The organism is Paenilisteria newyorkensis, from assembly GCF_000766145.1.
Lineage (GTDB): Bacteria > Bacillota > Bacilli > Lactobacillales > Listeriaceae > Listeria_A > Listeria_A newyorkensis.
This window is the reverse complement of sequence record NZ_JNFB01000016.1, coordinates 30,663-43,724: the sequence shown is the minus strand read 5'-3', so window position 1 is coordinate 43,724 and position 13,062 is coordinate 30,663. Positions and strand designations below refer to the sequence as shown.

Here is a 13,062-nt window from a genome sequence, read left to right as displayed (position 1 = left end):
AATGAGGTGAGTCGTGTTTTCAAGGAGGTTTACATGAAGAAAATATTAGTTGTAGAAGATGATCCGAATATTCTGGAAGTCACCCGCGCATTCCTGATGGCAGAGGGATACGAGGTCTTTACATCCGAAAATGGGATGGAGGCTTTTGGCATTTTCGAATCGCAGACGTTTGACCTGATTATCATGGATATTATGATGCCAAAAATGGACGGCTACACGCTTTGTGAGCTCATTCGGACCAAATCAGACACCCCTATTTTAATGCTAACCGCGCTTGGTGAAGAAGATTCCGAATTAAAAGGTTTCGAACTAGGCGCCGATGATTATATTCAAAAACCTTTTTCCTATAAAGTGTTACTAAAACGCGTGGAGGCCTTACTTCGCCGTACTTCTTTGGGTCAGACGGATGAAGATGCGTCGGTTTTGAAACTGGCTGAAATCGAGCTAAATACCGAGACATTTCAAGTCACATCAAACGGTCAACCGGTCGAATTAACCCGAAAAGAATTCGATATTTTACGATTGCTGATGAAAAATCCAGGCCGCGTCTTCACTCGCGAAATGTTGCTGGAACAGGCCTGGGATTACGAATACATCGTTGACACGAAAATCATCAACACCCACATCAAGAATCTGCGCAAGAAACTCGCCACCGACAAAATCCAAACAGTGAGGGGTGCTGGCTATAAAATGGATCACTAAAATTCGCGCTAAAATCAGTGCTAAGATTTTTTTCATCACGTTGGCGCTATTACTCGTATTCACCGCCCTGATTTACGCGATGTTGCTCTTATTCCTGCCTAACTTTTACCTCGATTATAAAAAACAAAAATTAGAAAATGGCGCGGATTTGGTCGTGGCGGCATCAAAAACTGGCACATTAGATGACGTCGAATCCGCGATTGATGATTTTGCGTCGACGAATAACATCTCGCCGTTCTTATTGAATAGCATGAATCAAATTATTTACATCCCTTTTACCGAGATTAATACGATGGGGAAAGCTACAACTGCCATTACCACAGAAGCTCCTGTCGCCACTTTTTCATCCACGGGTGATACGAGTGTTGAGAAGAATTTGACGATTGATGGCGTCCCTTACACCTTACGTTATTTTATTAATATTCAACCGTTGACGGATATTTCGTCTGTATTGCTGCTTTTTGCCCCCTACTTCTTGATTTTTGTGCTCATTCTCAGTTTTATCTCGGCTTACTTTTTCTCGAAAAGAACCGTGAAGCCGCTCTTGCGTATGAATGCTGTCGCGAATAAAATGGCGCGACTCGACTTCTCTGAGAATTTGCCGGTCAATTCAACGGACGAAATCGGCCAATTATCGCAACATCTCAATGAAATGGCGCATGAATTAGAAGGTACTTTGATCGATTTACAGCGAGTCAATGTGCAACTCGAAACGGAAATTGCGAAGGAACGTGCGCAGGAAGAGACGCGAAAACAGTTTATCACTGCTGTGTCGCATGAACTGAAATCACCTATCGCATCCGTGATGGGGCAACTCGAGGCGATGATTCACCGTGTTGGACCTTACAGCGATCGCGATACCTATCTGAAGCTTTCATACGAGACGATGGAGCAAATGTCCGCGCTCGTGCAAGACATGTTGGAAATATCTCGCGTGGATAGCGCTGATTTTGAGACGAGCAAAACTACCTTCGACCTTTCCGCGTTTATCATGGATTGCGTCCAACAAGAACAGTGGCATCCAGAAGCTGCGAATCGTCGCCTGAATAACCAAATCACGCCTGATATACACATTCATGCTAACCAAAAACTCGTCGAAAAAGCGATTTCGAACGTCATTCATAACGCCTTCCAATACTCTCAAAACGACGATACAATCGCCATCACGCTAACCACAACAACAGACGGCTGGCATTTTTCCATCTATAATGACGCACCAAAAATTCCAGACGAAGAAATCGCCAAACTTTTCGATGCGTTCTATCGTCTCGAGAAATCTGGGAATAAAACAACAGGCGGGAGCGGCATCGGGCTCTTCATCACCGCAACTTTCCTTGAGAAGTCAAAACTCGCCTATGCACTCGAAAATCAAGAACACGGCGTCCTATTCCGTATTTGGGAACCCAAATCCACTAAATCTACACATTAGGTCCACCATATCTCCATTTTCTTTCGGTAAAGTTAGTTTTATCAAAGAAATTGGAGGTTTTTTTATATGGATTTTATCAGAAGAGCATGCATCAGCATTTGGGCCAAGAAAGGGAAGTCGCTTCTCATGCTGATCCTACTATTTGTACTGTGTAGCCTTGTATTCGCAGGTTTCGCGATTCAATCAGCTACCGAAAAAAGCGCAGATATCGCCCGCAAAAAACTCGGTGGTGACGTCACGCTAAACTTAAATATGGACAAGCTAATGAAAGATATGGAAGCTGGAAAACAACCCGGCGAAATTCCCCCGCTTAAACTGGAAGCAATCAAAAAAGTAAAAGACTTAGAGCAAGTCGCAAGCTACCAATATCTCGTCGATGCTTCAGCCGCAAAAGTCGACAAAGGCCCCGTCAAATCCGAGAAAAAAGAGGATGCGGATGGCGGCGGAAATAGTATGACAGTCGCTGGTGGCGCAGACGGCCAAGCACAAATGCCAGACTTCATGCTGAGCGGTACGAACAACACGGATGGCCTCTCCACTTTTAAAAAGGGCAAAGAAAAAATCGTCTCTGGAAAAGGTATCACGAACAAAGATAAAGGCAATCTCGCTGTAATCGAAAAACGCTTTGCTGATCAGAACAAACTCAAAGTCGGCGATACGTTCAAACTAAAAGAAATGGAAACCAATAAACCTATCGAATTTACCGTTCATGGTATTTATACGAGCAATCAAGCCACCGGTTCCCAACAGTTCCCTGTAGATTTCATGGAGCCTGCCAATAAAATATACATGCCTATCGATGCCGCGATGCCATTCTCACATAACGGTTCCCTGACATCAGCAACCTACACCATGACCGATCCACAACTCATCAACGCCTTCAAAAAAGCAGCTTCTAAAGTAAGCGAGGTCGACAAAGATTTCTACAGATGGGATGCTAACGACGAAGCCTACAAAAAAATGATTACACCTATCCAAAATGTCGCTTCCTTCGCGAATATTATCGTTGTCATCACGGCACTTGCAGGCGGACTTATTTTAGCGCTACTCGTTCTACTATCGATTCGCGAACGCCGCTTTGAAATGGGTGTCCTACTATCACTCGGCGAAAATAAAGCCAAACTCATCGGACAATTCCTTGTCGAAGTCATCATTATCGGCATGATCGCCTTCTCCATCGCCTGCTTCACGAGCCAACCAATTGGGCAAGCGGTCACGAATCAAATGCTCGCAAAAGAAGTTCAACAAGCCAAAGATGACGAAGCTAATGAACCAAAATCAGGCGGAATGGTCGCCTCATTCGGTGGTTCCGACGAAGCCGATAAACCAAAAGGCGAAGCTATCGATTCAGTAAACGTCACCATTTCAAGACAAGACATGGTCGAAGTTGGCGGCATCGGCATGCTCGTTGTCATCATCGCAACCTTACTCCCATGCTTATTCATCATCAGACTCCAACCAAAAATGATCTTATCAAAAAATGATTAAAGGACAGGTGAACCAATATGGAAAACATTCTAAGTTTGAATAATATCTCGTACAAATACCAATCCGGTGGCAAAAGCCAAACCATTCTACTCGACACATCCTACTCCTTTGATGCCGGCACGTTCTATACCATTCTAGGCCCCTCAGGATCTGGAAAAACAACGATACTCTCCATCGCGTCAGGTCTCGATGTCCCAAGCGCCGGCCAAGTTTTATTCCAAAAACAAAGCCTCAACAAATCACTCAGCTTGCAAAAGTACCGCAAAAACCATTGCGCCATCATTTTTCAAGCGTACAATCTCATTCCCTACATGACCGCGCTGCAAAATGTCATCACCGCCATCGGCATCCAACACCCCGGCATGAAAAATAAGCGCGCCCATGCCGTCAAAGTTTTGACCGAAGTCGGGCTCACCGAAGACCAAATCAAGCGCCCAGTCTTGCAACTCAGCGGCGGACAACAACAACGTGTCACCATCGCCCGAGCCCTTTCCGGTAGCGCCCAGATCATCTTCGCCGACGAACCGACTGGAAATCTAGATGGCGAAACCGCAGAGAAAATCATCTACTTGTTCAAAGCACTCGCACATCAAAAAGGAAAATGCATTGTCATGGTAACGCACGATAAATCCATCGCTAAACAATCCGACATCACCTTAACACTAAAAGAAAAACAATTAATCCAAACATCGTAACCCCGAAACCTCGCCTTGGCGGGGTTTCTTTAAATTTGTTTAAACAAATTTAAAGAAAAGGCTTGCATAAGTTGTTTAAACAACTTATAATAAATCTAATGAAATCGATTACATTTTATAGTTAGCTCAGAAAGAGGGGAATTTAAGATGGCAAAGGTTACAAAAAAGAATGTTGCAGCGATTATTGCAGCAATTGGTGGCGAAGATAATATCAACATGGCGACGCACTGTATCTCCCGTCTCCGTTTTCAACTCAAAGACGAATCCATTGTGGACGAAGAAGCACTAAAAGAAATCGACATTGTACGCGGTAATTTCAGCTCCAATGGCCAGTATCAAGTCGTTATCGGCCAAGGAACCGTCGACAAAGCTTACGAAGAACTCGTTCGCCAGACAAATGTCAAAGAAGTCACAACCGCAGAACTAAAAGAAGAAAACGCGAAAAAATTGAATCCACTGCAAAAAATCGTGAAAATGCTGGCAGATGTTTTCATTCCAATTTTGCCAGCGATTGTTGCTAGTGGTCTTTTACTCGGTATTAATAATGTGCTTGTTGGTGTTGGCATTTTTGTTGAGGGTAAATCGCTTGTTGATATGTATCCGAACTTGGCTAGTATTGCCGGGATGATTAGTATGATTGCTGGGACCGCCTTTGCTTTCTTGCCAGCGCTTGTTGGTTGGTCGGCGGTGAAATATTTCGGTGGGAACCCGCTGATGGGGATTGTGCTCGGACTTGTGCTCGTGAATCCTGCGCTGATGAGTGCTTATGATATCGGCGTGAAGGAGCCGCATTACTGGAATTTCTTCGGGCTGGAAGTCGCGCAAATTGGCTACCAAGGTCAAGTATTGCCGGTTCTCGTGGCCTCTTGGGTATACGCTTCCATTGAAAAAGCGTTGCGTCGTGTAGTTGCGGATGCCTTCCAATTGTTGGTTGTCGCTCCTGTGACGCTGCTTGTGACGAGCGCCCTTTCCCTGATTGCGATTGGTCCGATTACATTATGGATTTCCAATTGGATTACGGACGGTATTGTTCATCTATCTAACATCTCACCGATGATTACCGGAGTTCTATTCGGCGCATGTTTTGCCCTACTCGTTATTACAGGAATGCATCACGCTTTTCTTGCCGTCAATTTGCAACTTATTTCAACAACTGGCAGAACGATGTTTTGGCCAATCCAAGCACTTTCCGATACCGCACAAGGCTCGGCAGCTCTTGCCATGGCTTTTGTCACACATGATAAAAAGAACCGTAGTATCGCGCTCACTTCCGCGCTTTCCGCCTATCTCGGCATCACAGAACCCGCGATGTTCGGAGTCAATTTACGCGCCAAGTACGCCTTCGTTTGTTCGATGATTGGCGCAGGGCTCGCAGGTGGTTTCATCGCGTACAATGGTGTCATCTCCCAATCCATTGGTGTCAGCGGCTTGTTCTCGATTCTGTCGATTACACGGGCTGGTTGGGGCGCCTACGCTATTGGCATGCTAATCGCGATTGGCGTACCATTTGTACTCACATTTATTATCGGAATGGCAAGACGAAAACAAGGAAATGCAGGATTTTAGGAGGATTTTTAGATGAATAACGAATGGTGGCAAAAAGGAACGGTTTACCAGATTTACCCGCGCAGTTTTAACGATACGAACGGTGATGGCATCGGGGATATCCGCGGTATTATTGAAAAATTAGATTACCTTGCAAAACTCGGCATCGATTTGCTCTGGTTAACGCCAATGTACGTGTCGCCGCAACGCGATAATGGCTATGATATTGCGGACTATTTCGCGATAGACCCGCAGTACGGAACGATGGCGGATTTTGAAGAACTTTTAGAAGAAGCGCACCGTCGTGGGTTGAAAATTATGATGGATATGGTTGTCAATCACACGTCCTACCAGCATCATTGGTTTCAGGAAGCGCTAAAAGGCAAGGATAATCCGTATCGCGATTACTATATTTGGAAAGACCCGGCGACAGGCGGCGGACCTCCGAATAACTGGCTATCGAAATTCAGCGGTTCGGCGTGGGAACTCGACGCGGCATCTGGCCAATACTACTTGCATCTCTATGAAGTCGGCATGCCCGATTTAAACTGGGAAAACCCGAAACTGCAAGAAGAAATCTATCAAATGATGGCTTGGTGGGGCGAAAAAGGCATCGACGGCTTCCGTTTGGACGTCATTAATAATATCTCGAAAAATCCCGATTTCCCGAATGATTCCTTGGCAACCGCGCAAGACGATGGTCGTAAATTCTACGTTGATGGGCCGCATGTCCACGAGTATTTGCATCACATGAACCGTCGCGTTTTTGATAAATACAACCTCGTGACGGTTGGCGAAATGTCATCCACGACGCCGGAGCAATGCATCAAATATACGAATCCAGAACGACAAGAGCTTTCGATGGCCTTTAATTTTCATCACATGAAGGTCGATTATCCAGGCGGGAAAAAATGGGCTAGCGCGAAGTATCGCTTGACGGACTTGAAACGCGTCATGGCAGAATGGCAGTTGAAAATCGCGGCGGGCGGTGGCTGGAACGCCCTATTTTGGACGAATCATGATCAACCGCGGGCGTTGGCGCGTTTTGCCGATGATCAGGCGTACCGGGAACAGAGCGCGAAACTTTTAGCGATTATCCTGTTCGGCTTGCAAGGAACGACGTACATCTATCAAGGAGAGGAAATCGCGATGACCGATGCGAACTTCACGGATATTTCGCAGTATGATGACGCAGAATCACGGAATGCGTACAAGCAAATGCTTGCGAATGGCGTCTCCGAGACCGATGCCTTGCAGATTTTGCGTGAGAAATCACGTGAGAATTCGCGGATTCCGATGCAGTGGAATGACGGTCCAAATCATGGTTTCACAGATGGGACGCCTTGGCTGGCACCGATTCACGAAGATAGCTGGACCGTCGAGAAAGCCCTCGCGAATCCCGACTCGATTTTTTACACGTATCAGCGTTTAATCGCCTTGCGCCGCGGTCACGATATTTTTGCGAATGGTGATTTCGCGTTACTGGACGCCGCCAGCGAAACGATTTACGACTACGAGCGCCAATGGAACGGCGAAACATTGCTCGTAGTTGGTAATTTTAGCGCGGAGGAACAAGTTTGGAACCTTCCAGAACGCCACCACGATAAAAATTGCCAAATTCTCGAGTCCAACTATCCGCATAAGGCGATGACAAATAAGATCGTGCTGCAACCATACGAGGCTTTGATGCTCCACCTAACAATCTAGAAAAACGGCTTTTTCATGATTTCCCGCACCAAAGACTACAAATTCGCTTTGCTTCAAAGAACCACAACAAATAAACCTTTACATTCCCCTTATCGCGTGGTAAGATTACTTCATGCGATGAGCCTACAAGCAGTGTGAAGATTCCACTGCCAACCTCTTAAACATCAATGCTTTGTGGAAGGCAGTTTAAGAGCGCTAGAAAAGACCAGATGGGCAATCATCTGGTCTTTTCATGTCTTCTTTTAAAGTAAACCACACAATCGCAGTCCTTTTTCAATCCCATCGCTATTATTATCCGCTGTCACAAACTCGGCTTTTTCCTTAAGCGCTGGCACTGCATTCTCCATCGCAATCGCGTGATCCACCGCCCCGAACATCTCCAAATCATTCATGCCATCGCCAAACGCATAAGTCGGAACATCCTCAAAACCCATCACTGTAAGCAACTTAGCAATGCCCTGCGCCTTCGAACCGCACTTTGGCACCACATCATTACTAAACGGCGTATTGCGCACAAACTGGAAATAAGGAAAGCGCTCCGGAAAATAATCGTCCCCTTTTTCCAACAACAATAGCAACATATAAATCGGTTCCTTCAAATAAAGCGCCGCATCCACATCCGGCGATTCCTCACCCAAATACCGATAATGCTTCTCCATAACCTCATTTTGCGCCGTTCCACGAATTTTTGCCTCCGTATAAAAAGCCATTTCCACGTTTTGCGACTGCGCACCTTGGTGAAGCGCCTTAATCTCCTCCACATCAATCGGATTCGTATAAACCTCTTTTCCATCATACAAAACATACTGCCCGTTCATCGCAATCACAGACGTCATCTCCGTCGTCGCGAGTACATGCTCAATCTCGCATAACGTCCGCCCCGTCGCAATAATCGGCATGACATTTTTCACGCGCAATTCCCGTAACGCCCTCACCGAACTCTCCGCCACGACCGAATCACTCGTCAATAACGTCCCATCCAAATCAAAAAAACAAATCGCTGCTGGTTTCAACTCATCAAATCCCTTCTCCAAACAATGTATCTTCTCACAATACCATAACTTTGACATGCACGCATCGTTCCGCTTCCCAATCAAAAAACCGATTCGCATCCTATTTGGACACCAACCGGTTTTCGCTTACAAGTTACTATAATAAACATCACCAATTTTTAGCATTGCGCTAATCGTATTGTATTTCTCGTCACCAATATGAATCTTATCTTCTTCCTCTTGATAATGAATCGGCATGGACAAGATTGTTTCCTTATCCTGTTTAAAATAATGAGCATCCAAACCTAGCTTTTCAGTTATATTCACTATGTATTTATTGAATTTCGCATTACTTATGACTTTGCCATTCAAAATCGCTTCCGCCGTACTTTGAGAAAAATTCGTAGCCTTCGCAAAAGAGCGTTTCGTAAAGCCGTTCAATCTTATATATAAATTGATATTCTCTGCAATTCTTTTCTTTTCTAATCTATTCATTGTTTTTTCCTCCCGTAGTGGGTTTGTCTATAATGCTAGTATGCCCGAAGAAAATGAGAATATGATTAAAACTAGATAGTATTATGATAACAATTTTGAAAGCGTTTTATTTCATTGCGCTACAAGCTTTTCTAAGTACGCCAAAACCGACGCTTCCCAACCGAGTTTGAGTCTCTTAGATCTGCTCTCTCTATTTTTTTATGCTATGATTGGATTATAATACAAAAATAAGGAGATCCTACTTATCATGAATCACACAAAAATTCTATACAGTATTTTAATTTCTGGGCTTTTACTTTTATTAGCCTTTGGAGGAACGTATGCCGCTTTTATCGGATTAGGTTTCGTCTACGTCATTGCTCTTTTGGACGATATATTGGGTCGTAAACTCAGCGTGAAATCACTCCTCACCAAAACATTGCTATTGATCATCGGGCTACTATTATTAGCCTTGGTTCTAAGCTTCCTATGAAAAGATGCTTGTCACCGAACCAGATGTCAAGCATCTTCTTTTTTTATTGCCAAATTCCTCTAAACCCGCACGTCTAAATCATCCAAAAACGCCAAAACCGACGCCGTCCCGTCTTTCCCCTGCCGTACACATTCTGACAACTCGACGCCGTCAAACGATGCACCACCAGCAAAGACGCCCGGATAGGCTTCCCTAAATTCTTCAAAAATCGCTTCTTTGCGCTGCACATGTCCCACGGTATATTGCGGGATACTATTCCGCCACCGCGTAACCATCGTGTACTCCGGCGCCTGATTAATCGTCATAATCCGATTCAAATCGCTCAGAACCGTCTCCTCAATCGCCTTATCCGCCAGCTCCACGATCGATTCCTCTTTCCTACGACCAACAAACGCACGCAGCAAAATTTTATCATCAGGAACCGTATGCGGCCATTTTCGGTGAATCCAAGAACACGCCGTCATCGAAAAATCCTCATTTCGCGACACAACAAAACCGCTTCCCTTGATATCCTTCTCAATCGCCTCTTTCGGAAAAATCATCCCGACCGTCGCCACACTCGCAGCTGGAATCTCGCCAATATCCTCAAAAATCGCGTCATCTCGGAACATCGGAATAATCTCATGATACGGTAACGCGATAAAAATACTATCCGCCAAAAGCTTCTCCTGATTCGTCACCGTTAACTCATAGCCGCGCGTCTGCTTCGAAATTTTATGCACACGTTTGCCTTTTTTAATAATTTTAGCAGAGAGCTCTTTTTCCAGCGCCTCTACAATCGTCGTCAAACCTTGGCGCAGGGTCAAAAACGTTGATTCTGTGCTCTGTTTCGCCGTCGTTTCATTATAAATCGCGCGAATCCCTTTGATCAAACTACCATGCTCCCGCTCCAATTTTAAAAATTGCTCACCGGTCGCCTCAGCACTCATTTCATCCAGATCCCCTGCATAAATTCCTGACATCAGCGGCTCTAAAACATTGTCGACCATCTCATCCCCAACACGCGCACGCAAAAATGCCCCCAAAGACATATCCGCGCCGTCCACTTGCTGCTTTCCCATAAACAAATCACCCATCACGCGCAGTTTCCCACTCGCCGATAATAATCCGGTCTTGAAAAACGGACGGTATCGCGCTGGAATCCCCATAATCGAACCACGAGGAATCGCATGCAGTCCTTGTTTTGCGAGCACATAATTATCCCCCGTCGCATTCTCCACCAACTGGTCCGCAAGTCCAAGATCCCGTACCAATTCCTGCATCTCCGGTTTTCGCCGTAAAAACGAATCAGGTCCCCGCTCAATCACGTAGCCATCACGCCTCACGGTTTCGATCTTTCCCCCAACTTTTGTTCCAGCCTCCAACAACACTAATTCGTAGTCCAGTCCTTTTTTTTCAAGCTCCCTTTTCAAGTAAAACGTACTGGATAATCCTGTAATACCTCCACCAATCACAACTATCTTTTTCTTAACCACAGGAAACACTCACCTTTTTAATCATATTTCTCTCTATTTACTCCAATTTTTCCATACAACCGTTGCCAGCACATCTAAAAACTCTTTATCATCATTCGGCATCGGTGGACGGTGATATGTCGCTCCAATTTCGTCCGTCACAACTTTACACTCATAATCATTGTCGTACAGCACTTCCAAATGCTCCGCCACAAACCCCACCGGCGTATAAATGAAATGCTTGTAGCCATGCTCCTCAAATAAAGCACGCGTCAAATCCTGCACATCAGGGCCAAGCCAAGGCGTCCCAGTCTTGCCCTCACTTTGCCATCCCAACGCATAATGCGGCACGTCCACTTGATCAAAAATAAGTTTCGCCGTCTCCGCCAACTGGTCAGGGTACGGATCGCCGTGCTCTTTAATCTTCTCCGGTAAACTATGCGCCGAAACAACAAGCACCGTCTGATCCAGCTCCTCTTTTGGAATCGCCACATCATTAATACGTTTCGCCCACATCTCGATAAACGTCGGCTCATCATACCAACTATCAATCGTCTGAATCGTGGGCCCGCCAATCTCTTCCGTCTTCTTCAGCGCACGCCCATTATATTCCTTCACGCTAAAACTCGAATAATGCGGTGCCAAAATAATCGAAATTGCCTCTTCCACGCCATCATTTTTCATTTCCTGCACCGCATCTTCAATAAACGGCTCGATATGTTTTAATCCAATATATGTCTTAAATTCAACATCCGATTGTATACTATTCAACGTATCCGCCAACCCAAAAGCCTGTGCTTGCGTAATTTTAGCGAGCGGTGAAAGCCCCCCAATCGCATGGTAACGCGAACGAAGATCATCAATCAAATCCTGACTCGGCGTACGACCATGCCTAATATCCGTATAATAACGCTCAATATCCTCATCCTTATACGGCGTTCCATAAGCCATTACCAACAATCCAACCTTTTTACTCACTTGTCTCCACCCCTTAGTAAAATTTCACTTTGCGCGTGTACAAAAGCCGTTAATTCCTTCAACATCGCAGGCGACACCTCTGGAAAAACGCCATGTCCCAAATTAAAAATAAAGCCCGGTTCCTGCGTTCCTTCTGCTAAAATAAGTTCCGCTTGCGTCAAACACTTCTCACGCGCCAAAAGTAGCGATGGGTCCAGATTCCCCTGTAACGCCATGCCACCAGCTCGCGCTCTCGCATCCGCAATCGACATCCGCCAATCCACGCCAACAACGTCAACGCCAAGGTCTTGCCATTCCGCTAACAAATGCGTCGCGCCAACTGCTTGCATAATCACAGGCGTCATTGGACTCGCTTTCTTCACGGTCGCCACGATTTGCATGATTGCCGGTTTAATATATGTACGGTAGTCCGCCGCACTAAGCGCTCCAACCCACGAATCGAAAATCTGCACAGCACTCGCGCCAGCTTTAATTTGCGCTAACAAATAATCCGCCGTCATGACCGCCAATTTTTGCATCAGCATATGCCATTCCGCCTCGTGCGTATACATAAACGCCTTCGTTTGGTGGTAACTTTTCGATGGACCGCCTTCGATCATGTAACTCGCGAGCGTAAACGGCGCACCCGCAAAACCAATAAGCGGTACACGAAGCTGCGCCTCCGTCAACAAACGAATCGTATCCAGTACATACGGCACATGCTCGTCCGCCTGAAACAACGCCAACCGTTCAATATCTTGGCCCGTTCGAATCGGATTCGCAATCACTGGCCCAACCCCACTCTTAATCTCCACATCCACACCCATTCCAGGCAGTGGCGTCATAATATCTTTATACAGAATCGCTGCATCCACACCATACTGCTCCACAGGAAGGCGCGTCACATAAGCACATAGCTCCGGCTGATGCGTAATTTCAAATAATGAATACTTTTCCTTAAGCTTACGATATTCTGGCTGTGAGCGCCCTGCTTGCCGCATATACCAAACCGGAATCCTATCCACAGATTCTTTTCTAGCGGCACGCAAAAATAAGTCATTCTCTAACTTTTTCATAACAAAACCCCTTCATTGTTCATTAAAGCACATAAATTTCGAGCACACTT

General features: G+C 45.6%; 12 protein-coding genes. 7 read left to right on the top strand and 5 right to left on the bottom strand.

All coding sequences use genetic code 11. The features are described 5' to 3' along the window. Nucleotides 1-33: 33 nt before the first annotated feature. From EP58_RS08445 to EP58_RS08420, 6 genes are all read left to right on the top strand, one after another. Nucleotides 34-702 (top strand): response regulator transcription factor, encoded by a 669-nt coding sequence (locus tag EP58_RS08445; RefSeq protein ID WP_036092385.1) that lies wholly within the window; start codon nucleotides 34-36, stop codon nucleotides 700-702. Beyond that, complete coding sequence (locus tag EP58_RS08440) at nucleotides 677-2,131, top strand: sensor histidine kinase (RefSeq protein ID WP_052171407.1); 1,455 nt, start codon at nucleotides 677-679, stop codon at nucleotides 2,129-2,131. Before EP58_RS08445 ends, EP58_RS08440 begins: the two co-directional genes overlap by 26 nt. Before the next feature lie 66 nt (nucleotides 2,132-2,197). Continuing rightward, the gene (locus tag EP58_RS08435; protein ID WP_036092382.1) at nucleotides 2,198-3,619 is read left to right on the top strand and encodes an ABC transporter permease; all 1,422 of its coding nucleotides are present in this window, start codon (nucleotides 2,198-2,200) and stop codon (nucleotides 3,617-3,619) included. Between the two features lie 17 nt (nucleotides 3,620-3,636). Next, nucleotides 3,637-4,314 carry an ABC transporter ATP-binding protein gene (locus EP58_RS08430; protein ID WP_036092379.1) on the top strand — a complete coding sequence of 226 codons (678 nt, stop codon included), beginning with the start codon at nucleotides 3,637-3,639 and terminating at the stop codon, nucleotides 4,312-4,314. Between the two features lie 147 nt (nucleotides 4,315-4,461). Next, nucleotides 4,462-5,880 carry a PTS trehalose transporter subunit IIBC gene (gene treB / locus EP58_RS08425; RefSeq protein ID WP_036092376.1) on the top strand — a complete coding sequence of 473 codons (1,419 nt, stop codon included), beginning with the start codon at nucleotides 4,462-4,464 and terminating at the stop codon, nucleotides 5,878-5,880. A gap of 12 nt (nucleotides 5,881-5,892) precedes the next feature. Further along, complete coding sequence (locus tag EP58_RS08420; protein WP_036092374.1) at nucleotides 5,893-7,566, top strand: alpha,alpha-phosphotrehalase; 1,674 nt, start codon at nucleotides 5,893-5,895, stop codon at nucleotides 7,564-7,566. Between the two features lie 242 nt (nucleotides 7,567-7,808). Here the strand turns inward: EP58_RS08420 and EP58_RS08415 are convergent, their stop codons facing one another. Together EP58_RS08415 and EP58_RS08410 are read right to left on the bottom strand one after the other, a co-directional pair. Beyond that, nucleotides 7,809-8,579, bottom strand: a complete 771-nt coding sequence (locus EP58_RS08415; RefSeq protein ID WP_036092430.1) for a Cof-type HAD-IIB family hydrolase — start codon at nucleotides 8,577-8,579, stop codon at nucleotides 7,809-7,811. 126 nt (nucleotides 8,580-8,705) lie between these two features. Next, nucleotides 8,706-9,053 carry a hypothetical protein gene (locus tag EP58_RS08410; RefSeq protein WP_036092373.1) on the bottom strand — a complete coding sequence of 116 codons (348 nt, stop codon included), beginning with the start codon at nucleotides 9,051-9,053 and terminating at the stop codon, nucleotides 8,706-8,708. 247 nt (nucleotides 9,054-9,300) lie between these two features. Between EP58_RS08410 and EP58_RS08405 the strand changes: the two genes are divergently transcribed. Then, nucleotides 9,301-9,525 (top strand): hypothetical protein, encoded by a 225-nt coding sequence (locus tag EP58_RS08405; RefSeq protein ID WP_036092370.1) that lies wholly within the window; start codon nucleotides 9,301-9,303, stop codon nucleotides 9,523-9,525. A 59-nt stretch (nucleotides 9,526-9,584) separates the two neighbouring features. Here EP58_RS08405 and hemY read toward each other — a convergent pair whose 3' ends face one another. Genes hemY through hemE form a run of 3 tightly spaced genes read right to left on the bottom strand, consistent with a single transcriptional unit; the run spans nucleotide 9,585 to nucleotide 13,012 of the window. Continuing rightward, a complete protein-coding gene (gene hemY, locus EP58_RS08400; RefSeq protein WP_036092366.1) occupies nucleotides 9,585-11,000 on the bottom strand; it encodes a protoporphyrinogen oxidase in 1,416 nt (471 codons plus the stop codon). Nucleotides 11,001-11,033: 33 nt separating this feature from the next. Beyond that, a complete protein-coding gene (gene hemH, locus EP58_RS08395; protein WP_036092363.1) occupies nucleotides 11,034-11,957 on the bottom strand; it encodes a ferrochelatase in 924 nt (307 codons plus the stop codon). After that, nucleotides 11,954-13,012: a uroporphyrinogen decarboxylase gene (hemE, locus tag EP58_RS08390; protein ID WP_036092360.1), complete on the bottom strand. Its 1,059-nt coding sequence runs from the start codon at nucleotides 13,010-13,012 to the stop codon at nucleotides 11,954-11,956. The genes hemH and hemE overlap by 4 nt, the downstream gene beginning before the upstream one ends. Between the last annotated feature and the right edge of the window lie 50 nt (nucleotides 13,013-13,062).